The sequence below is a fragment of the Hoeflea sp. Naph1 genome (assembly GCF_046837775.1).
Lineage (GTDB): Bacteria > Pseudomonadota > Alphaproteobacteria > Rhizobiales > Rhizobiaceae > Hoeflea.
This window is the reverse complement of record NZ_CP177286.1, coordinates 1,796,733-1,821,376: the sequence shown is the minus strand read 5'-3', so window position 1 is coordinate 1,821,376 and position 24,644 is coordinate 1,796,733. Positions and strand designations below refer to the sequence as shown.

Annotated in this window: 24 protein-coding genes; 9 read left to right on the top strand and 15 right to left on the bottom strand. The window is 61.2% G+C overall.

Annotation, left to right across the window (positions count from 1 at the left end; all coding sequences use genetic code 11):
* Positions 1 to 283: 283 nt before the first annotated feature.
* Complete coding sequence (gene mutL, locus ACK6D9_RS08675) at positions 284 to 2,128, top strand: DNA mismatch repair endonuclease MutL (protein ID WP_412051352.1); 1,845 nt, start codon at positions 284 to 286, stop codon at positions 2,126 to 2,128.
* A gap of 96 nt (positions 2,129 to 2,224) precedes the next feature.
* The gene (locus ACK6D9_RS08670; RefSeq protein WP_412051351.1) at positions 2,225 to 2,452 is read left to right on the top strand and encodes a DUF2093 domain-containing protein; all 228 of its coding nucleotides are present in this window, start codon (positions 2,225 to 2,227) and stop codon (positions 2,450 to 2,452) included.
* A 7-nt stretch (positions 2,453 to 2,459) separates the two neighbouring features.
* Here the strand turns inward: ACK6D9_RS08670 and lpxK are convergent, their stop codons facing one another.
* From lpxK to ACK6D9_RS08640, 6 genes are all read right to left on the bottom strand, one after another.
* Positions 2,460 to 3,488, bottom strand: coding sequence for a tetraacyldisaccharide 4'-kinase (gene lpxK / locus ACK6D9_RS08665; RefSeq protein ID WP_412051350.1), 1,029 nt, complete (start codon positions 3,486 to 3,488; stop codon positions 2,460 to 2,462).
* The gene (gene waaA, locus ACK6D9_RS08660; protein ID WP_322987934.1) at positions 3,482 to 4,825 is read right to left on the bottom strand and encodes a lipid IV(A) 3-deoxy-D-manno-octulosonic acid transferase; all 1,344 of its coding nucleotides are present in this window, start codon (positions 4,823 to 4,825) and stop codon (positions 3,482 to 3,484) included. The genes lpxK and waaA overlap by 7 nt, the downstream gene beginning before the upstream one ends.
* Positions 4,822 to 5,592: a lysophospholipid acyltransferase family protein gene (locus ACK6D9_RS08655; protein ID WP_412051349.1), complete on the bottom strand. Its 771-nt coding sequence runs from the start codon at positions 5,590 to 5,592 to the stop codon at positions 4,822 to 4,824. The genes waaA and ACK6D9_RS08655 overlap by 4 nt, the downstream gene beginning before the upstream one ends.
* Positions 5,593 to 5,604: 12 nt before the next feature.
* A complete protein-coding gene (locus ACK6D9_RS08650; RefSeq protein WP_322987932.1) occupies positions 5,605 to 5,859 on the bottom strand; it encodes a DUF4170 domain-containing protein in 255 nt (84 codons plus the stop codon).
* A 66-nt stretch (positions 5,860 to 5,925) separates the two neighbouring features.
* On the bottom strand, positions 5,926 to 6,732 hold the full coding sequence (locus tag ACK6D9_RS08645) for a 3'(2'),5'-bisphosphate nucleotidase CysQ (RefSeq protein ID WP_412051348.1): 807 nt from the start codon (positions 6,730 to 6,732) through the stop codon (positions 5,926 to 5,928).
* Complete coding sequence (locus ACK6D9_RS08640; protein ID WP_412051347.1) at positions 6,719 to 8,062, bottom strand: TldD/PmbA family protein; 1,344 nt, start codon at positions 8,060 to 8,062, stop codon at positions 6,719 to 6,721. Before ACK6D9_RS08640 ends, ACK6D9_RS08645 begins: the two co-directional genes overlap by 14 nt.
* A 113-nt stretch (positions 8,063 to 8,175) precedes the next feature.
* Here ACK6D9_RS08640 and ACK6D9_RS08635 point away from each other — a divergent pair, with 113 nt between their 5' ends.
* The 4 genes from ACK6D9_RS08635 to ACK6D9_RS08620 all read left to right on the top strand — a co-directional run bounded on the left by ACK6D9_RS08635 (position 8,176) and on the right by ACK6D9_RS08620 (position 12,360).
* Positions 8,176 to 9,999, top strand: coding sequence for a monovalent cation:proton antiporter-2 (CPA2) family protein (locus ACK6D9_RS08635; protein ID WP_412051346.1), 1,824 nt, complete (start codon positions 8,176 to 8,178; stop codon positions 9,997 to 9,999).
* Positions 10,000 to 10,094: 95 nt separating this feature from the next.
* Entirely contained in the window at positions 10,095 to 10,295 is a 201-nt protein-coding gene (locus ACK6D9_RS08630; RefSeq protein ID WP_412051345.1) for a hypothetical protein, read from the top strand.
* A 198-nt stretch (positions 10,296 to 10,493) separates the two neighbouring features.
* Positions 10,494 to 10,910: a VOC family protein gene (locus ACK6D9_RS08625; RefSeq protein ID WP_412051344.1), complete on the top strand. Its 417-nt coding sequence runs from the start codon at positions 10,494 to 10,496 to the stop codon at positions 10,908 to 10,910.
* A gap of 22 nt (positions 10,911 to 10,932) precedes the next feature.
* Positions 10,933 to 12,360 (top strand): MATE family efflux transporter, encoded by a 1,428-nt coding sequence (locus ACK6D9_RS08620; protein WP_322987926.1) that lies wholly within the window; start codon positions 10,933 to 10,935, stop codon positions 12,358 to 12,360.
* Here the strand turns inward: ACK6D9_RS08620 and ACK6D9_RS08615 are convergent.
* Genes ACK6D9_RS08615 through ACK6D9_RS08605 form a run of 3 tightly spaced genes read right to left on the bottom strand, consistent with a single transcriptional unit; the run spans position 12,357 to position 15,407 of the window.
* Positions 12,357 to 13,235, bottom strand: coding sequence for a patatin-like phospholipase family protein (locus ACK6D9_RS08615; RefSeq protein WP_412051343.1), 879 nt, complete (start codon positions 13,233 to 13,235; stop codon positions 12,357 to 12,359). The genes ACK6D9_RS08620 and ACK6D9_RS08615 overlap by 4 nt on opposite strands.
* Positions 13,232 to 13,849 carry a 16S rRNA (guanine(966)-N(2))-methyltransferase RsmD gene (gene rsmD / locus ACK6D9_RS08610; protein ID WP_412051342.1) on the bottom strand — a complete coding sequence of 206 codons (618 nt, stop codon included), beginning with the start codon at positions 13,847 to 13,849 and terminating at the stop codon, positions 13,232 to 13,234. The genes ACK6D9_RS08615 and rsmD overlap by 4 nt, the downstream gene beginning before the upstream one ends.
* The gene (locus tag ACK6D9_RS08605) at positions 13,830 to 15,407 is read right to left on the bottom strand and encodes a pseudouridine synthase (RefSeq protein ID WP_412051341.1); all 1,578 of its coding nucleotides are present in this window, start codon (positions 15,405 to 15,407) and stop codon (positions 13,830 to 13,832) included. Before ACK6D9_RS08605 ends, rsmD begins: the two co-directional genes overlap by 20 nt.
* 183 nt (positions 15,408 to 15,590) lie before the next feature.
* Between ACK6D9_RS08605 and ACK6D9_RS08600 the strand changes: the two genes are divergently transcribed.
* Positions 15,591 to 16,037, top strand: a complete 447-nt coding sequence (locus ACK6D9_RS08600; RefSeq protein ID WP_412051340.1) for a nucleoside deaminase — start codon at positions 15,591 to 15,593, stop codon at positions 16,035 to 16,037.
* A gap of 18 nt (positions 16,038 to 16,055) precedes the next feature.
* On the opposite strand, the gene ACK6D9_RS08595 is transcribed toward ACK6D9_RS08600, so the two are convergent.
* Together ACK6D9_RS08595 and ileS are read right to left on the bottom strand one after the other, a co-directional pair.
* A complete protein-coding gene (locus ACK6D9_RS08595) occupies positions 16,056 to 16,721 on the bottom strand; it encodes a hypothetical protein (RefSeq protein ID WP_412051339.1) in 666 nt (221 codons plus the stop codon).
* A gap of 183 nt (positions 16,722 to 16,904) precedes the next feature.
* Positions 16,905 to 19,835: an isoleucine--tRNA ligase gene (gene ileS / locus ACK6D9_RS08590; protein WP_412051338.1), complete on the bottom strand. Its 2,931-nt coding sequence runs from the start codon at positions 19,833 to 19,835 to the stop codon at positions 16,905 to 16,907.
* A gap of 277 nt (positions 19,836 to 20,112) precedes the next feature.
* On the opposite strand from ileS, the gene ACK6D9_RS08585 reads away from it, so the two are divergent.
* On the top strand, positions 20,113 to 20,610 hold the full coding sequence (locus tag ACK6D9_RS08585; RefSeq protein WP_412051337.1) for an antitoxin Xre/MbcA/ParS toxin-binding domain-containing protein: 498 nt from the start codon (positions 20,113 to 20,115) through the stop codon (positions 20,608 to 20,610).
* 2 nt (positions 20,611 to 20,612) lie between these two features.
* Positions 20,613 to 21,047, top strand: coding sequence for an RES family NAD+ phosphorylase (locus ACK6D9_RS08580; RefSeq protein ID WP_322987918.1), 435 nt, complete (start codon positions 20,613 to 20,615; stop codon positions 21,045 to 21,047).
* A 24-nt stretch (positions 21,048 to 21,071) separates the two neighbouring features.
* On the opposite strand, the gene ACK6D9_RS08575 is transcribed toward ACK6D9_RS08580, so the two are convergent.
* The 4 genes from ACK6D9_RS08575 to ACK6D9_RS08560 are packed head-to-tail and all read right to left on the bottom strand — an operon-like array spanning position 21,072 to position 24,411.
* Complete coding sequence (locus ACK6D9_RS08575; protein WP_412051336.1) at positions 21,072 to 21,839, bottom strand: SDR family NAD(P)-dependent oxidoreductase; 768 nt, start codon at positions 21,837 to 21,839, stop codon at positions 21,072 to 21,074.
* On the bottom strand, positions 21,836 to 22,555 hold the full coding sequence (locus ACK6D9_RS08570) for an SDR family NAD(P)-dependent oxidoreductase (RefSeq protein WP_412051335.1): 720 nt from the start codon (positions 22,553 to 22,555) through the stop codon (positions 21,836 to 21,838). The genes ACK6D9_RS08575 and ACK6D9_RS08570 overlap by 4 nt, the downstream gene beginning before the upstream one ends.
* Positions 22,552 to 23,556: a bifunctional riboflavin kinase/FAD synthetase gene (locus ACK6D9_RS08565; RefSeq protein ID WP_412051334.1), complete on the bottom strand. Its 1,005-nt coding sequence runs from the start codon at positions 23,554 to 23,556 to the stop codon at positions 22,552 to 22,554. Before ACK6D9_RS08565 ends, ACK6D9_RS08570 begins: the two co-directional genes overlap by 4 nt.
* Before the next feature lie 6 nt (positions 23,557 to 23,562).
* Positions 23,563 to 24,411 carry a TIGR01459 family HAD-type hydrolase gene (locus ACK6D9_RS08560; RefSeq protein ID WP_412051333.1) on the bottom strand — a complete coding sequence of 283 codons (849 nt, stop codon included), beginning with the start codon at positions 24,409 to 24,411 and terminating at the stop codon, positions 23,563 to 23,565.
* Between the last annotated feature and the right edge of the window lie 233 nt (positions 24,412 to 24,644).

Sequence of the window (24,644 nt, the reverse complement as noted above, 5' to 3'; positions counted from 1 at the left end):
TTCACGGTTTCGTGTCCGGCTTATTTTTTTGCCATCAAGGCCGCGATCCCATGCTGGCTAACGTAGTGATGTTTGCTGTCGCAAGACCACGGACGATAGCGACAGCGCCGGCTCGCGTGGGGATGCAGCAGTCCCGTGGTTTTTTGGCTGAACCTCATTGCAGCGGGGCCAACGCTGCCTCCCACGCTGGCAAAACTGCCGCTGCGCTGGAATAAACAACTTTATTGCCCTCGGGACCCGGCTTGGACGTTGCACCGCGCACCGAATCCCTCAACATGGGGACATGCGCATCCATCAACTCCCCGAAACACTGATCAATCAGATCGCCGCTGGCGAAGTGATCGAGCGGCCGGCCAGCGTCATCAAGGAACTGGTCGAGAACGCCGTCGACGCCGGTGCGCAGAAGGTCGAGATTGCTACTGCCGGCGGTGGCAAGGCGCTTTTGCGTGTCATCGACGATGGTCGGGGTATGGATGCCGAAGAGTTGGCGCTTGCCGTGCGGCGTCACTGCACGTCGAAGATTGATCAGCGGCTAGATGACATCAAGACGCTGGGGTTTCGCGGCGAAGCGCTGCCTTCGATTGGATCGGTTGCACGGCTCACCCTGCGGTCGCGGCCACAGGATGCCGGCCATGCCAACGAGATCACGCTGGCTGGCGGCATTCCCACACCGCTCAAACCTGCTGCGGCCAATCAGGGCACCACGGTCGAGGTCCGTGATCTGTTTTTTGCAACACCGGCGCGGCTGAAATTTCTCAAGAGCGACCGCGCCGAAACAGCGGCCATCACCGAAGTGGTGCGGCGTATCGCCATTGCCTTCCCGGCGGTACGATTTACGCTTTCGGGGCCGGACCGCTCGACCATTGACCTGCCCGCTACTGGCGAGGACCGGCTGGCGCGCATCGCCCAGGTGCTCGGCGATGAGTTTGCCGCCAACACCATAGCGCTTGACGCGGCCCGCGAAGACATCACGCTGACCGGCCATATCGGCTTGCCGACCTGGAACAAGGCCAACTCGCTGTCGCAATATGCCTTCGTCAATGGCCGCCCGGTTCAGGACAAGCAGATCCTGTCGGCCATACGCGCGGCCTATTCCGACACCTTGCCACGCGGACGCTACCCGGTGGCGGTCCTGTGGATCACCCTCGATCCGGCGATGGTGGACGTCAATGTTCATCCGGCAAAGGCCGATGTCCGTTTTCGGGACCCGGGCCTGGTCAGAGGACTGATCATCGGCGCCATCCGCCAGGCGCTGACCAATGAGGGCGACCGCGCATCGCCGTCCGCCCGAGCCGATCTGGCGCAGGCATTTTCCTCTGCCGCCCCCTTTGCCAATGGGCCAGACATGGGCCAACGTGGTTTGGCCGGGTTCGGCGCAACGTCTGCCGGCTCCTCCTCCTACCGGGGCTGGGAGCCATCGCGATCGCCCTCGCAACCGCTGGGTCAGGAAATGCCCGGATTCTCTGAAGCGGCGCAGGCGGAAATTCTGGGTGCATCAGCGCCCTCGGCGCGGTTTGAAGAAGCCAGCGATGACACGTCCGCGCAGCTTCATCCGCTGGGGGCCGCGCGGGCGCAGGTTCACGAGAATTACATCCTTGCCCAGACCCGCGACGGGCTTGTGATCGTCGACCAGCACGCGGCCCATGAGCGGCTGGTTTTCGAGCGTCTGAAAACAGCCTTGCGGGCGGGGCCAGTGGCCTCGCAGATCCTGTTACTGCCGGAAATCATTGACCTTCCCGAAGACGATTGCGACCGCCTGGCCGAGCGGGCCGAAGAACTGTCGAAATTCGGTCTGGTGCTCGAGCGGTTCGGACCGGGCGCCATTGCGGTCAGGGAAACTCCCTCCATGCTGGGTGAAACCGATGTTGTCGGGCTGGTACGCGATCTGGCCGACGAGATTGCCGAGTGGGACAGCGCCGGCGGCTTGCAGGATCGGCTCGAAGCGGTCGCCTCGACCATGGCCTGCCACGGTTCTGTGCGATCGGGCCGGCGGCTGATGCGCGACGAAATGAACGCGTTGCTCCGCGAAATGGAACGCACGCCGGGGTCGGGCCAGTGCAATCACGGCCGCCCGACCTATATCGAACTCAAGCTAAGTGACATCGAAAAGCTGTTCTCGCGTCGCTGAGTGCGAAACCATGGCCCGATTGCGCGACGCATTGTTGCATTCCGGCGCACGAGGCGGCATAGAACAGCCTTGATTGAAACGGGAGTACACCCCGACATGAACAGATTTGAAGGCGCTGGCGCCCGACCCGCGAAAATCCGTTATCTGGACGGCGATTTCCAGATTCTGACGCCCGGCAGCCATGTCGTCTGCGCGGTCACCGGTGAAATCATCCCGATCGAAGAGCTCAAATACTGGAGCGTTGCGCGCCAGGAGCCCTATGTGGATGTAAAAGCGTCGTTTGTCGCCGATCAGCGGGCAGGCGTTCTGCCGACCCAGAAGTAAGACCTCATCAGGCGCCGGTCTGCCGGCGTTTGAAAGCATCGATTGCCGCATTGATGATCGCATCGGCGACATGCGGGCTGTCAAACACCAGATCAATCTCCAGCACCGCGCTCTTTTCCATGAGCTCGATCGCCCGACCATGGCCCGAACTCAGCCGGACATGGTCCTTGGCGGTGGTGATGATGTCGAGACCATAGAGTTCGGCTTCGGCCAACAGATCAGCGATCTCATCCTCGACAAAATGATGGTGATCGGGAAAACCATGTCTGCTGGCGATGCGGACATGGGCTTCTTCAAGAGAGATGAAAAACTTCTCCGGATCCCCGATGGCGGCAAACGCCAGGCAGTTTCGATCCCTGAACCGGGCTGCATTGCGGGGCTCAAGACGAGCAAGATGGATCGGCTTGGCGGCGCGGGCGGCCATCCGGATCATCGGATCGGCGCCGTTTCCCTCGCCGACCACCACCAGCGCATCGGCGTGCCGGACCTGATCAATCACCGGCGCGCGTACGGGGCCGGCGGGAAACACACAGCCATTGCCAATGCCACGCCGGGCATCCACCACGAGCAAGGCCTGATCGAACACCAGTCTGGCGCTCTGGAAGCCATCATCCATGATGATGATGTCACAGCCTTCGCGCACCAGCAGTTTGGCGCCCGCCACCCGGTCGCGAGAGACGACGGTGGCGGCTTCGGCCGCGAGCAGCATCGGCTCGTCGCCAACCAGCCGGGCCGTGTCCTTGTCCGGATCGACCAGCCGCGCATGGCTTATGGCGCCACCATATCCCCGTGACAAAAATCCGGGCTTCAGTCCACGGGCGATCGCCGCTTTCGCCAACGTCAGGGCAGTCGGCGTCTTGCCTGATCCGCCGACCGTGAAATTGCCGACGCAGATCACCGCTGCATCGACCTGACTGCGCACCCTTTTGTCCATGATGCGGCGTGCGACCCTGCCGTAGATCCAGCCGAATGGCGAGAGCAGCGCGGACTGGACGCCGCGACGCTGCCACCAGAATGGTGGCGCTTCGCTTACCATTGGCCGCCCTTCCGGTTTTCTCCGTTCTCATTCTCGCGCGGCAGCAACCGGGCCTTGACGGTCAGCGGATTGATGTAGGGCTCGAGGGCGCGAACGGTGGATTTGAGTGCACCGCGCATGTCGTAAAGTGTTTTCTCGCCACCATCGGCCATGGTCCGCCGCGCCTGCGGGTTGGAGAGCAGATAATGCACGCCCTTGGCAAGCATTTCGCCATCGCGGACAAACCGGGCGCCGCCGTTCTTGAGCAACCGGGCGTAAGCTTCGCGGAAATTTTCGACATTGCTGCCCGACAACACTGCGCAGCCGAGCATTGCGGGTTCGAGCGGGTTTTGCCCGCCGCCACCCTTCAGTGACTTGCCGACAAAGACGATCTCGGTGAGGTTGAGATATAGCCCCATTTCGCCAATGGTGTCACCGAGATAAACGTCGGTCTCGGGGGTAACGGGCTCGCCTCGAGACCGGCGGGCGACCTTGAGGCCGTTGCCGCTCAGCATCGCCTCGATGGCATCGGCGCGGTCAGGATGACGGGGCACCAGGATGGTCAGCAACTTGTGGCGCGGCTTCAGCGCACGGTGCACTGCGGCGGCAATTTCATCTTCGCCTTCATAGGTCGAGATCGCAGCCCAGGTCGGCCGATCGCCGACCTGCTCCTGCAGCCTGGCCAGTTCGTCCCCGTCCCAGGGTGGCGCGGTCGTGTCGACCTTGAGATTGCCCGACACCGTGACCGGCCGCGCGCCGAGACTGAGAAACCGTTCGGCATCCAGATCAGACTGGGCGATGACATGGGAAAGATTTTCGAACAAGGCGTCAGCAAGGCCCGGACGCTTGCTCCAGCGTGCAAATGAACGGTCTGACAAGCGGCCATTGACCAGCACCTGCGGCGTTCGCCTGGCGCCGAGTTCAAGGATGGTCATCGGCCAGATCTCGGATTCGGCAATAATTGCGAGATCCGGCATCCAGTGATCGAGAAAACGGGAAATGGCCGGCTTGAGGTCGAGTGGCACATATTGGTGGATGACATTGTCGCCAAGGCGCTCTTGCGCCACCCGGGCCGAGGTCACCGTTCCGGTTGTCAGCACCACGGAAATGCCACGTCGCCGCACCTCGTTGATCAGGGGAACCACGGCATTGGTTTCGCCAACGCTGGCGGCGTGAAACCAGACCAGCGGGCCGACCGGACGCTCAATATCGGAGCGGCCATAGCGCTCCTGGCGGCGAGACCGCTCTTCCTTGCCCTTGGCCGCACGAATTGCCAGATAGGGTCCTAATAACGGGTAGATGCCGGCCCCGAACCACCGGTAGCCGACAAGCGCCGCACGGGCCCAGCCGCGGCTCATGCCTGCGCCTCGACCGCGTGCATCACTTCGGAGGTGATGCGGTTGAGTTCTGCCGTGACCCGCGTCCGGGCAACATCAAGCTCGCCCTCGCCTGCATCTGCTGCGACCCTGATGGGCGGCGCGAGCCGCAGGCAGCGGCGACCAAACGGCAGATTGATGGTGGTCTTGTCCCAGGTCTTTTCAAGCACTCGCTGCCGGCTGGTAGCCAGCGCCACTGGCACAATCGGACGACCGGAGATTTTGGCCAGGGTCACAATGCCCTTTCCGGCCTGCCGAGCGGTACCCTTTGAAATATCGGCGATCATGACGACGTTGACACCGCGTTGTAACGCGTCGCGCATGGAAAGAAGCGCCTTGACGCCTCCCTTGCGGTTGCCTGCACCCTGATCGCGGCCGCCGGATCCGCGGATCACTTCATAGCCGGCCCGTTCGATAATCCGGGCGTTGATCTCTGCGTCGACGCTGCGCGAGACGAGCGAAACAAATTTCCGGTCCTTGGGCGCCGCATAGGGCATCAGAATGTGCTGGCCATGCCACAACGCAAAGATGACCGGCCACTCACCTTCCAGCAAGGTTTGCCAATCGGTGGAAGTGCCGGTGTCGCGGTTAGAGCGCCAGATCGAATTCAGCGACCAACCAATCAATGCCGAGCCCGCACGCTGCACCAACTCGGACTGCAACAGCTTCTTGCCCACACGACGCCTGTCGATCAGGTCGCGGAGTTGTCTGGGCCTTGGTGCCGCCGTCTCGGCGTCCGGTTTGTTCATTGTGCGTTTCGCTCAATCCAAGGGCTTGGTTTTGCTGTCGCTGCTGGGGTCGAGCATCCGGTGCATATGCACGATGAAATAACGCATATGGGCATTGTCCACTGTCATCTGCGCCTTGGCCTTCCACGCCTGGTGGGCAGTGGCATAGTTGGGATAGATGCCAACGATGTCGAGCGCGTCCAAATCCCTGAAATCCATTGAATCCAGATCCTTGAGCTCACCACCAAACACGAGGTGCAAAAGCTGCTTGTCTTCACTTTCTGCCATGGGAATACTCCACGTTCAAACGCTGCGGTCAGTTAGAGCGCGGTTTGCGTCAAAACCAGTGAAAGGTCAATGCCCGGCGGCGGGTCCGAAGGGCTCAAGCAATTGTGCAAGCTGGCCTTCGGATGCAGCCAACATCAATTCACGGGAGGGATCGGGGGCGTTGTAGCGCATGCGCGCGCCCTGCAGATCCACCAGCCGATGGCCGGTTTCGCCAAGCATGACATCGGCTGCGGCAAGGTCCCATTCATTCGAACTTGGGCGGATGTAGACGCCGTCAAAATCCCCTCTGGCCACTGCTGCCAGCCGAAGCGCCAGCGAGGGGCCGCCAGGAACTTTGTCCACCGCGCCATCCGTTCCGGGACGCATGTGCTTGACGACAACGTCGGGCACAATAACGCGCAGCGGCGCGGCACCCTGCTCACTGGTGTCGAATACGAGTTTCTTACCATTGAGAAAGGCACCTGTGCCAAGGCTCGCCTGCCAGATCTCACCGAGCGCCGGCGCAACCAGCACGCCGGCAACCGGGAGCCCATCCTCGACAATCCCGATGCTGACGCACCACTCTTTGCGACCGGCAACATAGGCACGGGTCCCGTCGATGGGGTCGACCACGAAAATTCGGCGGTGGGACAACCTGAGTTCGTTGTCTTCGGCCTCCTCGGACAGCCAGCCATAGTCTGGCCGGGCGGCCAGCAGCGTTGTCTGAAGCAGCCTGTCGATCGCCACATCCGCTTCGCTGACCGGCGAGCGCCCCTCGTTCTTGTACCAAACGCCGGGATCCTTGCGGAAAAAACGCATGGCGATTTCGGCGGCCTCGCGCGAAGCCTCCAGGATAAGTGCAAGATCTTCGGCGTAGGGATCAATCGCCGGCAAGCGTCATTCCTTCCACGGCAATGGTCGGGGCAGCGACCGAGAACTTGGTGTCGATATCATTGGCCAGCGTCATGCGCTTGAACATGTCCTTGAGGTTGGAAGCAATCGTGACTTCCGACACCGGGAAACTGATTTCACCATTTTCGATCCAGAAGCCCGAAGCGCCGCGGCTGTATTCACCGGTAATGGCGTTGACGCCCTGGCCGATGAGTTCGGTGACATAAAAGCCGGTGCCGACCGAGGCGATCAATTGCTCGCGGGTCTGCTCTCCGGGAGAGACAATCACATTGGTCGACGATGGCGAAACTCCGCCACCGCGGCTGGCGCGGCCATTGCTGGTAAGGCCGAGTTCGCGGGCGACGGCGGTCGTCAGATACCACTGCCTGAGAATTCCGTCTTCGACCATTGTCAGCGCACCGATCGACACGCCTTCACCGTCAAACGGACGCGATCCCGGCCCCCGGCGGACGAACGGATTATCAACCAGAGTGAGCCCCGGTATCGCCACCTGCTTGTCCATCATGTCCTTGAGAAAACTGGTCTTGCGGGCAACCGAGGCCCCGTTGATGGCTGACACCAAGTGGCCGATCAGCCCGCGCGAGACGCGTGGATCAAACACCACATTGATGTTCGATCCGGTCTTGACCTTGCGCGGATTGACGCGGGCGACAACCCGCTCGCCGGCGCTGCGGCCAATGAGTTCTGGCGCATCGAGGTCGCCATAGAAAACGCGGCTGTCGAAATCATAATCGCGCTCCATCTTCACGCCCTCGCCGGCAATGACGCTGACGGAGTGGGAAAAGCCGGAGCGCTCAAAGGCGCCGGAAAAGCCGTGCGAGGTTGCCAGCACCATGCCGAACAGGCCTGCACCGGCACCAGCGCCGACCGAACTGCTCACGCCCGGCACATCCAGTGCTGCGGCTTCAGCCTTCATGGCGGCGTCTATCAAGGCTTCTGCCGGCGGCTCGGCCGGATCAAACAGATCGAGATCGGGCCAGTCGCTGGCCAGCATATCGGCGTCGGCGAGGCAGGCGTGCGGATCTTCCGGCGAGACCTGCGCCATGGCCACTGCACGGGCAGCAAGGGCTGCCTCATCGGCATTCTGGCCAGCGTGCACCGTGGCCACCTTCTGGCCGACGAACACCCGAAGGCTGAAGGCGTCGGATTCCGACGATTCGGTGTTTTCCACCTGACCGTTGCGCACGGAGGCCGATCGCGAGCGGCGACGCACCACCAGAGCGTCGGCCTGGTCGGCGCCAGCGCTGCGGGCGCGGCTGATCAGGCGCTCGGCGGTTGCCAGCAGACCCTCGGATTGTTTTGTTTCGCTCATGATTTTTCGCCTTTCACTTGGCTCTCATGTATTGTCCCGAGGGTCAAGCATCAAGCCCGGCATGCTCGGGACTGTCTTGTCTCTCGTGCGAAACCAACAATGGAGCGCCATGTATGGCCGTAGCCGAAGTGAGTCTATACACGCAGGGTCTCGTGCTGTTGTGCGGAGCAATCGTTGCCGCGCCGCTGTTCAAGAAACTCGGCCTTGGCACGGTGCTCGGCTATCTGGCCGCCGGCATCGTCATCGGCCCGCTGCTTCGGATAATCACTGACGGTGAAGAAATTCTCCATTTTGCCGAACTCGGCGTGGTGCTGCTGCTGTTTGTCATCGGGCTCGAACTCAAGCCATCACGGCTCTGGCAATTGCGCCGAGATATTTTCGGCCTCGGTCTGGTTCAGGTGCTGTTCTCGGCCCTGCTGCTTGCCGCCGCCGCGGTGGCGTTGGCCGGACAAGCCTGGGCCGCTGCCGTCATCATCGGTTTCGGACTGGCATTGTCATCGACCGCCTTTGGTATCCAGATTCTTGATGAGCGGGGAGATCTCAACACCCGCTACGGCCAACAATCATTTTCGATCCTGCTGTTTCAGGATCTAGCGATCGTTCCGATTCTGGCACTGGTGCCGCTGCTGGCCCCGGCGCCGGATCATGCCGGCGGGTCGATCATCACCGATATTGCGATAACCGTGGGCGCCGTCGTGGCGCTGCTGATTGCAGGTCGCTACCTGCTCAATCCGCTGTTCCAACTGATCGCCGGCACCGGCGCCAAGGAAGCGATGATCGCGGCTGCGCTTTTTGTGGTGCTGGGGGCGGCGATGCTGATGCAATTTGCCGGCCTGTCGATGGCGATGGGGGCGTTCGTCGCCGGCGTGATGCTGGCCGAATCGTCCTATCGGCACGAACTGGAAGCTGACATCGAGCCGTTTCGCGGCATTCTGCTGGGCCTGTTCTTCATGGCTGTCGGACTGTCGGTTGATCTGACAGTGATTGGCAACAACATCCTGCTGCTCGTAATCGCTGTGCCGGTGCTGATGATGATCAAGGGGCTGGTGATTTACAGTGCATGCCGGGCATTCGGTTCGAGCCACAACACCAGCATCCAGATTGCCTGCCTGCTGCCCCAGGGCGGTGAATTCGGCTTCGTGATCTTCAGCGCTGCGGCGGCGGCAGGCGTGTTCTCTCACGCCACTGCGTCACTGCTGGTAGCCATTGTCACCATCTCGATGGCACTGACACCGCTCGCATCAGTCCTTGCCAAGAGGGTGATGCGCGATACCGACACCGAACAGATGGATGAGAAGTTCGTGGGTGCGGGCGCGGGTGCCGACGTGTTGATGATCGGGTTTTCCCGGTTTGGCCAGATCGCCTCGCAGATTCTGTTGGCCGGCGGCTCCGATGTCACCATCATCGACCACTCTGCCGAACGGATAAGATCGGCCTCGAAATTCGGATTCCGGATCTATTTCGGCGACGGCACCCGCAAGGATGTGCTGATTGCGGCTGGCATCAAGCGCGCAAAAATCGTCGCTGTGTGTACCCACAAGCAGGAAACCACCGACAAGATCGTAGACATGATTCAGGCGGAGTTCCCGACTGCGCGGATTTTTGCCCGCGCCTATGACCGGACCCACACGCTGTCGCTGCGCGCACGCGGCGTCGACTACGAGGCAAGGGAGACGTTCGAATCGGGCATGCTGTTCGGGCGCAAGACACTCGAGGCGCTCGGCACGGCGGAAGAGCAGGCGCTGGAAATCAGCCACGACGTGCGCCGCCGCGATGAAGAGCGGCTGGCAATGCAGGCGGTGGAGGGAATGTTTGCTGGCCAGGAAAAACTGCTAACAAGACCGGTCACCCCCGAGCCATTAATCAAGCCCAAGCGCAAGTCCGAACGGCTCGACAAGCCATCGGAGCGGGATCACCAGGTTTCCGACCCCGCTTGAGCGCAATCGCTCCCGAATGTTTGTTTCGCGCCCACAGCAAGGAACGAAACCCGCCGTGCTGCATTGCCACCCTGATTTCATCAGGGAGTTTTTAAATGACCAATCGTGACCGCGACACAACTATTGTTACAACAAGGTCCGGGGGCGCCGGCTGGTTTGTTGCCGTGCTGCTGCTTGTGATCGTCGCCTTTGGCGGCTTCTATCTCTACAGCAGCAGCGCACTGGACGACGGCAGCGATGTCAACATCTCGATTGATATTCCAGACGAGCTAGTTCCGGCCGCACCAGCGCAGTAAATGGCTTGCCGAGGCCGGCAGTGTACTGGTCGCCCCTACCCCCCCGTGACGCATAAACCTCTGGATTTTTATCGGAAAATGGCCGCACCAACCCGGTACGCGCGTGGACCCTGGATAAACGCGTATGCTCGTATCTGGACAATCCGCTCAAACCCGATATCACCTTTTTGCCCCTGCCTGGTTGAAGGAAGACACATCATGACGCCATTTCACCTCGCCTTTCCGATTTCCGACATCGAAGAGACCCGCCATTTTTATGGCGAGGTGCTCGGCTGCCAGATGGGTCGATTCACCGAGACCTGGATCGATTTCAGCCTGTTCGGCCATCAGATGTCCGGTCATGTGCGCACCGACGCAACGCCCGCAGCGGCGTCCGGCGCGGTTGACGGGCATTCCGTGCCGATACCGCATTTCGGGGTGGTTTTGCAGATGGATGACTGGAAGGCGTTGGCGCAAAGGCTCGAGCAGGCCGAAGGCATCGACTGGATCATGGAACCCAACCTCCGGTTTGAAGGTCAGCCGGGCGAACAGGCAACCCTGTTCATCCGTGATCCCTCCGGAAATGCTCTCGAATTCAAGGGCTTCTCGGATCTCGAACAGGTTTTCGCTACTTGACCGACACACGGCCACCAGCGCGATGACCGGGGCCAGCAGCCAGCACGCGAAGTTCGTCACCGGCTCAACGATGCGGCACGTGATCACCATGACCGCCACCGGCTCAATCGGACTGGTGGCGATCTTCATCGTCGACGCCCTGAACCTGTTTTACATCTCGCTTTTGGGTCAATTGGAACTGGCGGCGGCGATCGGCTACGCCGGCACGCTGTTGTTCTTCAGCACCTCGATTGCCATCGGGTTGTCGATTGCGGCAACGGCACTGACCGCTCGGGCGCTGGGTCGTGGCGCGCGTGGCGAGGCGCGCGAAATCGCCGGGGCGTCAATTGCCTATATGCTGATCTTGATGACCGCCACTGTCGCCATTGCATTTCCGTTTCTGGGCCAAATGGTGCGGATGATGGGTGCTCAGGGCCAGACAGCGGAACTGGCGACGGAATTCATGCAAATCGTGCTGCCATCGCTGCCTGTGCTGGGCACCGGCATGTGCTTGGGTGCGCTGCTACGCGCGGTCGGTGACGCCAAGCGTGCCATGTATGTGACACTGGGCGCAGGCGCGCTGACAGCGGTGCTGGATCCAATCTTCATCTTCGGCTTTGACCTGGGCATTCACGGTGCGGCAATCGCCACCGTGATTTCTCGGTTCGCTCTGGTGGCAATCGGCCTGCATGGGCTGATCAGGGTTCATAATCTCATCGCGCTGCCATCTCTCGGTATGATGTCGCGAGAATTCCGCGGTTTCCTGGCAATCGGGCTGCCGGCGTTGATGACGCAGATCGCTACACCGGTGGGCAACACCTATGTGACCGTCACCATGGCCGAGCATGGCGACGCGGCTGTTGCCGGCTGGGCGGTGGTCGGACGACTGATTCCGGTCGCCTTTGGCGCACTGTTTGCCCTGTCAGGTGCGATTGGACCCATTCTTGGCCAGAATTACGGGGCAAAGCGGTTCGACCGGTTGATGTCGACCATGCGCGACAGCCTGCTCTTCATCATGATCTACACGTTGGTGGTGTGGGCGCTGCTGGCGTTGTTTCGCAACCAGATCGCCGACCTGTTCGGCACGGAGGGCGCTGCGCGCGACGTGATTGTCTTCTTCTGCCTGTTCGTGGCCGGCAGTTTCGTCTTCAACGGCATGTTGTTTGTTGCCAACGCCGCGTTCAACAATCTCGGTTTTGCGCTCTATTCGACCGTGTTCAACTGGAGCCGCTCGACGCTCGGCGTAATTCCGTTCGTTTGGCTCGGGGCCCACTGGTATGGCGCAGAAGGTGCACTTGCCGGCTATGGCCTGGGCGCAGTGGTGTTTGGCCTCGTGGCGGTGATCGTCAGTTTTCGGGTGATCGGCAATATCGGCACGCGTGACGATGGCGACGCAGGCCCCTCAATCCCGATCCGCACTCCGCCCGCCGGACAATCGGCATTTACCAGCGGCAAGGCCTCGACTCTCTAGGCTGAAAAGGTAAAGGCGGCATCGAGATCGCGCTTGAGTTGCTCGGCAACGCCGGCTGACTCCGCCAGAATTTCCTTGGCCTTGAGGAAATCCAGTACCCGGTAGCGGTGCACTTCCGGTCTTAGCAGAATATGCGGCGGATGGGTTTTGCACTTCATTTCGATGATCGACTGCATCATCAACTGGCTGGCGCCGAACATCATGTCGATGGTCGATGGCGCCTGGCCGGGTGTTCCCGATGGCAGGCCGACGACATCGACGCCGATGATGATATCGGCCAGTCCTGTCAATTGATCAAACGGCACCGGGTTGAAAATGCCGCCGTCGATCATCACCCGGTCATCGACCAGCACCGGCCGGAACACGGCGGGAAGCGCTGCGGAGGCCGCCAGAGCGTGGCGCAAATCGCCATGGTCGCAAACCACGTCGCTGTGTCCGTAGTAATCGGTGACCATGACCTTGGTGGGTATTTTGAGTTCCTCGAAAGTGCGGGCCATGGCGTCGGGAAGCAGCGCCTCGAGAATACGCTCGATATCAAATTGCCCCAGTCGCAGGCCGCCCTCGAAGATACCCTTGGAACCAGGTGAATTGGCCGCTTTCCAGATCCGTCCGATTGCGCTTGCCGGCTTGCTGACAGTGGTGAGGCTGTGGTCGCGGATTTCGGCGCCTGTCATGCCCGAGGCCATCGCCGCACCCATGATCGAGCCGATCGATGAACCGGCTATCGCCACCGGCTGAATACCCATGGCATTCAGCGTCTCGATCACATGGATATGGGCAAACCCGCGCGCACCGCCGCCGCCAAAGGCAACCGCCACCGTTGGATCGCCTGAACGAGGGGGTAACGGGGGGCGGGTAATGCTGGTGTCATTCATTGGTCGGATCCGCTTTCAAGCGCGTTGACGGCAATGCCCTCATCGCCGCTGCTGGCTTGAGCAGTATAACGGAACAAATGCATGTGTGTGTCGCCGAATGCACGGTCTTCGAGCAGGGCGAACGCCGGATCGGGATCGATCTCGGCCGCAGCCTCTTCCTCGAGCACCACCAGGGCACCGTCGGCAATCCAGCCACCCCGCGCCGCCGATGCGAGCGCCCGGTCGCCCAGACCCTTGCCGTAGGGCGGATCGGCAAACACCAGATCAAAGGGGCTGACGGTGCCAGAGGGGCCAAGCTTGGTGGCGTCGCGCCGAAACAACCGTGCCCGACCCTGCAACCCCATGGTTTCGATATTCTTCTGAATGAGGCCGCGTCCCTCGACACCGCTTTCGACAAACAGGACCGCGCGGCAGCCACGCGACAGCGCTTCCAGCCCCAGCGCACCGGTGCCTGCGAACAGGTCCAGCACCCTGGTGTCGTTCAACGCCTCGGGATAGGCGTGGCTCAAGATGTTGAACAGGCTCTCGCGACTCCGGTCGGAGGTCGGCCGAATGGTTTGGGTCTTTGGCGCGGCGAGAGTCCTGCCGCGAAATTCACCGCCGACGATCCGCACCCGGTCCCCGTCCCTTTCCAGCTACAGGCTTGCCGGAACGCTCGCCACTCGAAGGCTTTCCGCCCGGCCCCTTGCCCGGGCCCCGGTCGGGACCCTTGCCAGTTCCCTTGACCCCACCAGCGCCGCCAGGCTTGCCGGATGCGGGGCCAGCCGCAGATTTGCCGCGCGGCCGGTCCGTATCGCGGCCCGGCTTGCCCTCGCCACCGCCATCACGGTCGGGGCGCGGCTTGGCGCGACCCTTGGGAAAACTGCCGCGCCGGGTCTCGGCGCGCTGGTCGGTCCGGCCGGTCTTGCGCGCCGGCCGCTCTTCGCCGCGTTCGCCCTCGCCCTTTTTGGCGTCGGAGACGGGACGCGCGCCCGGCGCCATCCAGACATTGGTGGCGCGGCTGCGCTGGACGAAACTGCGCTTGGCCGGCTTGCCACCGGGTTCTTCGTTGCGTCCGCCGCTCGGCTTTTCTCCGCGGCTCCACTCGGGCTTGTCGCCACGGGGTCTATCTGGCTTGTCGCCCCGGAACCGGTCCGGTTTGTCGCCAAAAGGTATGCGTTCGCTGCGGTCTCGATCCGGGCCGCGGCCAGCTTCCTTGCCGTCGCGGGTGGGGCGGCCTGGCTTGGTATCGAGCCGGGCGCGGGCGCGTTCTGTCTTCTCAGAACTCGAAATCCACTCGCGCTGGACCGGTTTTGCCGCCGGCTTGGCCTTTTCTTCCTGCTTCGGGGCGGCAAGATGTTCGCTCAGCGGCGCATCAAAATTGGCGCCAGATTGCTCGATCATGCGCTCGCCGAGTTGGTCGCGCAGCGTCCGGCTCTTGACCTCGAGGACGTCGCCCTCGCGGATGTCGCCGAGCTGGAATGGACCGAACGAGATCCGGATCAGGCGGTTGACGTCGAGACCCAGAGCGCCGAGCACATTTTTAATTTCGCGGTTCTTGCCTTCACGCAAGCCCATGGTGATCCAGACATTGTGACCCTGCTTGCGGTCAAGCGTGGCCTCGATCCCGCCATAGAGCACACCTTCAACCGCGATGCCGTCCTTGAGCGCATCAAGCCGAGCCTGATCGATATCGCCATAGGCCCGGACCCGGTAGCGTCTCAACCAGCCGGTCTCGGGCAATTCCAGCGTGCGCGCCAGGCCGCCATCATTGGTCAGCAGCAACAGGCCCTCGGTGTTGATATCGAGACGGCCGATGCTCATGACCCGCGGCAGATGCTTCGGCAGTGCATCAAACACGGTCCTGCGGCCTTCCGGGTCGCGGTTGGTGGTCACCAGCCCTGTCGGCTTGTGATAGACCCACAACCGGGTCCGCTCGATACCGGCGACCTCTTCATTGTCGACCTCGATGCGATCTGCCAGTGAGACGACGACCGCCGGGCTGTCGAGCACCTTGCCGTTGACCTTGATCCTGCCCTCGGCGATCATCCGCTCTACATCGCGGCGCGAGGCGACGCCAACGCGCGCCAGGATCTTGGCGATACGTCCGCTTTCCACCGGGCTCTCGGCGCTCGCAGTGGCGGGGCCTTCGGATTGGGTCTTGCCGCGTTTGGGCTTGTCTTGTTCGGTCATATGTTGTTTGCCTGCCTTTACAGCGCCGCGCGCCAAGTGTGACGCGAAACGGCCGCTGTAGCACGTTTTATTTGCGCACATGCGTTTTAACGGATCGGTTCCGGTTTAAAGGCTTGTGCGGTGGATGGCTGTCTATCAGGTTGAACGGTCGGGGTTAAGAGGTTTCATGCGCCGAGGCGTCTCATGATCAGCACAAGTTACATGGATATGGCGCTGGAACAGGCACGGGCCGCGGCTGACCGCGGCGAAGTGCCTGTAGGAGCGGTGGTGGTGCGCGACGGCGTGGTTCTGGCACGTGCCGGAAACCGCACCCGCGAACTCAACGATATCACCGCACATGCCGAACTCCTGGCCATCAGGCAGGCCGCCGACCTGCTCGGCAGCGAGCGGCTCACCGACGCCGATCTCTACGTGACGCTCGAGCCATGCACCATGTGCGCTGCGGCCATCTCGTTTGCCCGGTTGCGGCGGCTGTATTTCGGGGCCGAGGACGAGAAAGGCGGGGCAGTGGTCAACGGCGTGCGCTTCTTTAGCCAGCCAACCTGCCACCACAGCCCGGAAATCTATCCGGACCTGGCCTCAACCGATGCAACGCGACTGCTCAAGGATTTCTTTCAAGGCCGGCGCTGAGCCGGGAGCTGATTAGTATTACCAGGGCCACCAGGAACGTTTGCCGGTGCCTTCCTTCTTGGCTTCGGAGATCCGGCGCCGCTCCTTGGCGCGTTCGGGCTCGCCCAATTCGCCGACCGGCGCTGTTTCAGCAGGCTTGCGATAGGTCAGTGGCGGATCGGACAGGAACCGGCGACGATCCGAATAGGCGCCCTTCTGGATCTTCCGTGCCTGCTGGTAGGCTTGCCGCTTGCTGGCATCATTCATCACATCCTGCGGGGTCGGAGGACCATCGGCCCGTCCGCCAGCAGTGACACGGGTGGCTGACGCACCGGTGTCCCGCTTGGCCAGGGGCGACGTGAACGTCGAACTATTGGGATTGGCGTCAGCCTCGGCAATCAACCGCGCTCGCGTTTGTTCTGGCGATTCCACCCAGGCAGGGTTGTTCTCGACGACGCTTTGCTGCGGCACCGGCAGTCTCGTGGTCTCGGCCGGCTTGACGATGTCCGGACGCGGTTTGTAGACGATATCCGCACCCTTCCGGGGCTGGCCGATCGAGGCGATGTTGCCGATGTCATCCACCAACTGCGCGGTCGAAGTCTTGTCGGTGCCATAGGTCGGCCCCAGACAGCCCGACAGGGTCAAGCTTGCGGCAATGAGTGCACCTATGATCACGCCGGCGCGGTACTCAATCTTCATTGTCATGCGTTGTGTCCCGTCTCAGACCGTCAATTGGGAAAACTAACTGCTTGTCGCCGTACATTCCGGCCATTTTCAGGCAGGTTTTACCGGATCACCGCAACAAGGGCAATTGACCCGGCGAAATTTGACGCAAGGCCAGAGCATGAACGCGCCGGGGCCGGGAAAAATCGGACCCCGGCGCGGTTTTTACAGGCGACCCAATGCCTTGAGTTCGTGCAGGGCAGCAGCATCGCGCGCCGAGACATCCGGGAACGCCGGATCGGCACCGACATCATCGGTGATCCGCCACGACCGCGCGCATTTACGGCCTTCCGCCAATGCCGGGACAACCGAAACCGCTGCCACATCATCGAGCCGGAACGCGTCATCCGGGCCGGCCACTGTCTCCACCCGCAGGCCCGAAGTGATGCAGATCTCGGCGAAATCGCTGTCGCCAACCGCTTCGACCAGCGCCGGATCCGTGATGTGGACAACGGGTGCAGCTTCCAGCGAAGAGCCGATGCGCTTTTCACGGCGCTCGATTTCCAGTGCGCCGGTGACGACGCGGCGCACGGTACGGATCTTTTTCCATTTGGCGGCGAGCGAATCGTTACGCCATTCGGCAGGTACGTCCGGGAACTGCTCGAGATGCACCGATTCGGCATCGGGATGGTGCGCGAGCCAGGCTTCTTCCATTGTGAAGGGCAGCATCGGCGCGAGCCAGGTCACCAGGCAGTTGAAGATGGTGCGGATCACCTGAAGCGAGGCTTTGCGGCGCAGGCTCGAGGGTGCGTCGCAATAGAGCGTATCCTTGCGGATGTCGAAATAGAACGCCGAAAGCTCGATGTTGGAAAAATCGGTAAGCGCACGGGCAACGCGCTTGAAATCGAAATTGTCGTAGCCTTCGCGCACCAGCACATCCAGTTCCGACAGCCGGTGCAGCATCAAACGCTCGAGCTCCGGCATGTCGGCGGCCGGAATGGTGTCGCTCTCATCATGGGCCAGCGTACCCAGGATCCAGCGGATGGTATTCCTGAGCTTGCGATAGGCATCGATATTGGTCTTGATGACGGTCTTGCCGAGCCGCTGATCTTCCCAATAATCCGTGTTCATCACCCACAGACGCAGAATGTCGGCACCCGATTCCTTCATGATGTCCTGCGGGAACACCTGATTGTTGAGTGATTTCGACATCTTGCGGCCGTCCTCGGCCATGGTGAAACCATGTGTGATGACGGCATCATAAGGCGCGCGGCCGCGGGTGGCGCAGCTTTCGAGCAGCGAGGAATGGAACCAGCCGCGATGCTGGTCGGAGCCTTCGAGATACACATCGGCCGGCCATTTGAGGTCCGGACGATCTTCCAGCGTGAAGACATGTGTACAGCCCGAATCAAACCAGACATCGAGAATGTCGGTGACCTGGAGCCATTTCGGATCGCTTGCCAGGTCGCCCAGGAACCGCTCGCGAGCGCCCTGTGCAAACCAGGCGTCGGAGCCCTCTTTTTCGAAGGCCTCAAGAATGCGGGCGTCGACCGCCTCGTCCAACAGCACATTGCCATCGACATCGGCAAAGACACAGATCGGAACGCCCCAGGCGCGCTGACGTGACAGCACCCAGTCGGGCCGGTCCTCGATCATGCCGCGCAGACGGTTCTGTCCGGCAGCAGGCACAAAACGCGTGTCTTCGATGCCCTTGAGAGCACGCGAGCGCAGCGTGGTGCCATCACCGAAATCCTTGTCCATATAGACAAACCATTGCGGCGTGTTGCGGAAGATGATCGGCTTCTTGGAGCGCCAGGAATGCGGGTAATCATGCTTGAGACGACCACGGGCGAAGAGATTACCCGCCTCGATCAAGGCCGTGATCACGGCCTGGTTGGCGTCGCCCTTCTTGCCCTTGTCGTCGATCACGCGAGCCGGGCCGCCGTCGCGATCCGGTCCGAGACCAGGGACATCCTTGGTGTAGAAACCGGCGTCATCGACGGTGAACGGAATAGCGGACGAGATGCCACGCGCCTCGATGTCGCGCGCCGCATCCATCCAGGCTTCAAAGTCTTCGCGGCCATGACCAGGCGCAGTGTGAACAAAGCCAGTACCGGCATCATCGGTGACGTGATCGCCGGCAATCAACGGTACGCCAAAATCATAGCCGCCGCCGAGGCCCTTGAGCGGGTGGTCGCAGACCATGCCCCCAAGGTCGCTCTGTTTCACATCGGAAAGCCGCTTGAATTCGAGCTTGGCCTTGGCGAAACACTCTTCGGCCAAAGCATCAGCAAAGATCAGTTTGTCGCCTGCTTGTGGGCCGAAATCATTCTCCGCCGCGGTGACCTCATAGAGGCCATAGCCGATACGGGCTGAGAATGAGACAGCGCGGTTGCCCGGAATGGTCCACGGCGTGGTGGTCCAGATGACGACGGAAGCACCGCTGAGCTCAGCAGGCCCCGTTGCGACCGGGAACTTCACCCAGATCGTGTCGCTCTCATAGGTCTGATACTCGACCTCGGCTTCAGCCAGAGCTGTGCGCTCAACCACCGACCACATGATCGGCTTGGAGCCGCGATAGAGCTGGCCGGACTTGGCGATCTTCAGCAGTTCGCCAGCAATGCGGGCTTCGGCGTGGAAATCCATGGTCTTGTAAGGCTTGTCGAAATCACCCTCGATGCCGAGACGCTTGAATTCCTCGGACTGGACATCAACCCAGTGCTGCGCCCAGTTGCGGCATTCCTTGCGGAATTTGATCATCGCAGCCGGATCTTTCAGATCAGGCTTTTCCTTGCCCTTGGAGCGGTAGTTCTCTTCCTCGATCTTCCATTCGATCGGCAGGCCGTGACAATCCCAGCCCGGTACATAGTTGGAATCATAGCCGCGCATCTGGAACGAGCGGGTGATGACATCTTTCAAGATCTTGTTGAGCGCGTGGCCGATATGGATGTTGCCATTGGCGTAGGGCGGGCCATCATGCAGCACATATTTGGGCCGGCCGGCGGAGGTTGCACGCAGCTTGTCGTAGAGACGCATTTCCTGCCAGCGGGCAACCAGTTCGGGTTCCTTCTTCGGCAATCCGCCGCGCATCGGGAATTCTGTTTCGGGCAGATATAGCGTCTTGGAATAATCGAGCTTTTCGGTGTTGTCGGTCATGGTGTCGCAATCTTTGGGGCCGTTGGCCCGTGGTAGCCAATATTCGGGATCGTCGGAAGATGGGCGCGGAGATCACGCCAAAATGCCCGGTCTCCAGCGAGGTCTTTGCTCAGCGGGAAACCGGGACCATAATTCGTATCGGCGGCGAGCCTATGATCGGGACAGCCGTGGTCATGGCGGGCTTTTATCAAGCTCTGCAATTTCAGGGAAGCGCAAAGTGCGATCTTGAAAAATCCGCCAGTTGCGCCTATCTTGGATGGCAACTGGCGAGGTCACAATGTCAAAAACAAGGAAAGCCGGATCACCCCCTTCTTCAGGGGAGCAAGAAGCAAAGGTGCAGCGCAACAGGCAGGTTTTGACCGCTTCTTCGAGCGGCAAAAATCCTTCGTTGCAGTCCCGACGCATATTGCTCCGCGACGCCAAGACCGGAGAAATGCAGCCCAGCGCCAGTGTGGGTGTTATTGAGACGCTTAAAAACACCGGCTTTACAAGTGCCGAAATTTTTCAACTCGTCGTCTCCAAACGCTCTCTGGAGCGTCGTCAGCAAAAGAATGAACAGCTGAGCGCGGCAGAATCCGACAGGGCTTTGCGCCTCGCCAGGCTTCACCATCACGCCGTGCGCGTGTTTGGGTCAGAAGAAAAAGCCCACCGCTGGCTGCGCAAGCCGTGCCGCGCTCTTGACGGAGCTATTCCGCTTGAATTGATGGTGTCCGAAACGGGCGCGCATATTGTCGAATCCGAACTTCATGCGATTGATCACGGCATGTTTGCCTGAGCATGCGCATCTGGCGCATATCAAACTATGCTGACCTGTCAGGCATCGGCGGAACCTATTCCGCGAGCCGCTGGAATCATCTGGGCAGACGCATTGTCTATTGTGCCGAGCATCCGGCGCTGGCGATGCTGGAACTGCTTGTGCATTTTGATCCGGAAGACCTGCCCGAGACCTATCAATTGCTCGAGATCGACGTTCCTGACGAATTCATTGTCGAGGCGGTCGATCTTCCAGACAATTGGAAGGACGATCCAGCGATATCACGCGACGCGTTTGAAGCGTTCTGCGATCAGGAAGATGCGCCAGCCTTGAATGTCCCGAGCATCGTCATGCCGCATTGTCGGAATTTGCTGATCAATCCACTTCATCCCGATCATTCGAAATTATCGATCGTTTCGGCGGAAGCATACGCGCTCGACCCACGCTTTTTGACATGAGTTGAAATAGGAACGACTATCGATCTATGGATCAAGCCGCAGGTAGATCAGCCGGCGCATCAGCGCCGTGACCGGTTTCGGCGCGATTCGACCAATCAGCGCGAAAGCCCGGTTGGGCGCCCCCGGTATAGAGTTCTTGCGGCGTGAAAGCGCGTCCGCCAGGATCAGTCGGGCGGCGAGATCGGGGACCATGCGCTTGGACGCATCGGCACCTTGCGGCGCGTGACGTTCGGCGTGATCGGTGCGCAGTGGCCCCGGGAACGCCACCGTAATCGACACACCACGGGCCTTTGCCGCCTTGCGCACGCTGCTCGCATAGATCGCCAGCGCATCCTTTGACGCAGCATAGCTGGCCGCACCCGGATAGCCGGTAAAGTAGGACAGAGAAGAAACCAACAATAGTGCGGCGCCCGGAGTGAACCCGCCTTCCTCCAGCAGCCGTGCGGTGATGACCATCGGCGCCTCGGTGTTGACGCGCAGCACATTCAGGTGCGTGGCAAGATCGATCTTTTCAAAACGGCCGGTGGCCGAGATGCCGGCATTGAGCACCACCAGATCGAACGGACCACGCTTGATCAGTTCCGGCAAAATCCGGTCGAGCTCGGTGCGGCTTGAGAGATCGCAATCCAGGTGGCTGATAGTCCCCTCGCCCGCATCGGGTGTTTGGATAGCCCCCTTCTGCCGGTCAAGCGACAAGACCTCAAAACCGCTTGCTGCAAGCTGGTAGACCATTGCCGCGCCGAGCCCGGCACTGCCGCCGGTGACAAGCGCGCGCTTTGCCGAGGCACTCATAGCCGTCGCCCCGTAAAGGCGCCGCCAACCAGATAGCGCGCCCATGAAATGGTGACCGGCGAGCGACGGCTGGCAATCGAGGCAGCCATCATCGCCGCGACATCATCGGAGGCGAGAAACAGAGACCGCATCCGACCCGGATCATAACCGGCCTTGTCGTGCATATCGGTCTTTGTGGGGCCGGGATGCAGCACCTGTACCGGCACCCGCCTGCCCCATTCCGACCGCAAGGCGCGGGCCAGGCCATGCAGGCCGGCCTTTGAAGCGGCATAGGCCGGCACCATGGCCGAACCCTTGTGGGCCACCGAACCGATGAAGGTCAGCGTCCCGCCGGATCTTTCCAGCAGCGGATACAGCACCTGGGCCTGAGCGATTGCCGCACCAAGATTGATGTCGAGCGTCTGGCGGATGGCGTCGGTACTGTCGACGCCGTCGACGGCTGCGAAACCGGTACCGGCATTGAGCACGGCATTGTCGAGACGATCCCAGCCAATGCCGTCAATTCCCGCGATCAGCGCCTGCGCCGAGCCTTCGGGATCGCTCTGATCTGCAAGAATGTATCCGGCGCCTTGCGGCAAAAGATCGGCGATCTCATCGTGCGGCTTTCGGCCGGACAGAAGCAGGTGATGGCGACCCGAGAGCTTTTTCGCCAGCGCCAGGCCGATGCCTGAATTAGCGCCGGTGAGCAGGATCTGCCGCGATCCGGCCCCGATCAAGCAACCACCCCGAAGGTCATGGCCGCATCGAGCGATGACAGCGGCGTAATCGCACCGAGTGCAGCGCGGGCTTCATCTTCGTCAATCTTCATTTGTGCCACCAGGGGCTCCAAGCTATCGAATTTCTCCTCGCCGCGAAGCCGTGAAACAAAACAAACGCTGCAGGTCTCGCCATAGAGATCGCCGGAGAAATCGAACAAATAGGTTTCCAGCAGCAGCGCAGCGTCGTCCCCGTCCACGGTTGGGCGACGGCCGAAACTGGCGACGCCATCATAAAATTTCCCATCGGCACGGCGGAAGCGGACCGCATAGATCCCCGGCAACAGGCCGGTTTCAGACGGCAGCGCCATGTTGGCGGTCGGATACCCCAGGGTGCGGCCAAGCTTCTTGCCGTGCAACACCTCGGCGGACACCGCATAACGGTAGCCCAGCAAGCCTGCGGCTTCGCCGACCTCCCCCTGCGCCAGTGCCCGGCGTATCCGGCTCGAAGAAACCACATCGGTGTTTTCATCGCGGAAGGCGTCCACCAGCGTGACATCGAAACCATGGCGTTCGCCAGCTTGCGTCAAGTATTCGGGATTGCCTTCACGGCCCTTGCCAAAATGAAAATCATATCCGGTCACAACGTGATGGACGCCAAGCTTGCCACTGAGAATGTCGGTCACGAAATCATGGGCGCTTTGCGACGAAAACACCTTGTCAAAGGGATGCTCGACCACTGCATCAAATCCGAGATGGCCGAGAATAGCGGCCTTCATGGCGGCCGGCGTAAGGCGGAATACCGGTTCGTCAGGACGAAACACGGTGCGCGGATGCGGCTCGAAGGTCAGCACACAGGCAGAAACACTGGCGGCTTCAGCGGCCCGTGTTGCCTGTGCCAGCACCGCCTGATGACCCCGGTGGACGCCATCGAAATTGCCGATCGCCACGACCCCGCCCTTGAGATCCTCGGGGAACCTGAAAATATCGTGAAACCGTTGCACCACTAGCTGTTTCACCATGAGCGTTCAGGCCAGCCATTCCATCCAATATGCCGGGGCGACGCCTTCGGCATTGAGGAAATCCTGCAACCGGGTTTCGTCGGTGACGCGGCCGTTGAGATACTCGCGGGCATGAACCCCGCGGGCGATGAAGATCGCCTCAACGCCGTTATCCAGCGCACCGCGAATGTCGGTGGCAACACCATCACCGATGGCCAGTGTCCGCTTTTTGTCAGCAGTGCCGCGCAAGGCCTCGGCGCGGGCCATGGCCTCACGGTAGATCGGCGCGTGTGGCTTGCCGGCAATACGGGTCTCGCCGCCAATCTCGGTGTAGATGTCGGCCAACGCGCCGGCGCAGGGCACAAGCCGGTCGCCACGCTCAACCACGCGATCGGGATTGGCACAAATCAGCGGCAGGCCGCGCGCCTTGAAGCCTGACAGCAGGGCGCGATAATCTTCCGCACTCTCTGTCTCGTCATCGAACAGGCCGGTGCATAAAACCGCGTCGGCCGCATCCGGCTCGACCAGCGTGACGTCAAGTCCTTCGACCAGCGCCATGTCGCGTTCAGGCCCGAGGAAATAAATTCCGCCTTGCGCGTCGGACACCAATTGCCGGGTCACGTCGCCTGAGGTGACAATGTCATCCCAACAGGCAGGGTCGACGCCAATGGTGTCGAACTGGCGGATAACACCGGCCGCTGGCCGTGGCGAATTGGTAATCAGAATCACCGTCTGGCCACGCTCGCGCGCCGCTTTCAGGGCCTCTACCGACAGCGGGTAGGGGTTGACGCCATTGTGGATAACGCCCCATACGTCGCACAACAAGATGTCGGCATGGTCGGTCAATTGGTCCAGGTCGGTGATCTTGCGTGGCATGGGTAGCGGTTCCTTTCGGGCATTGGATGTCGCCCAGCTTGCAGGCGATTACAAGACCCCGTGGGCATTTTACCCTTTGCACGGCCGAACCCGGCGATGAATGCGTGCCGAACTCTTGACTCTTCCAAACCGCAGACTTATCTCCGCTTCGCTAGCACTCTCCATGTGTGAGTGCTAGCATGTATCTCGATGAGGCCCATCCGGGGTTCTCAGCCGCTTCTGTCATTCGATCA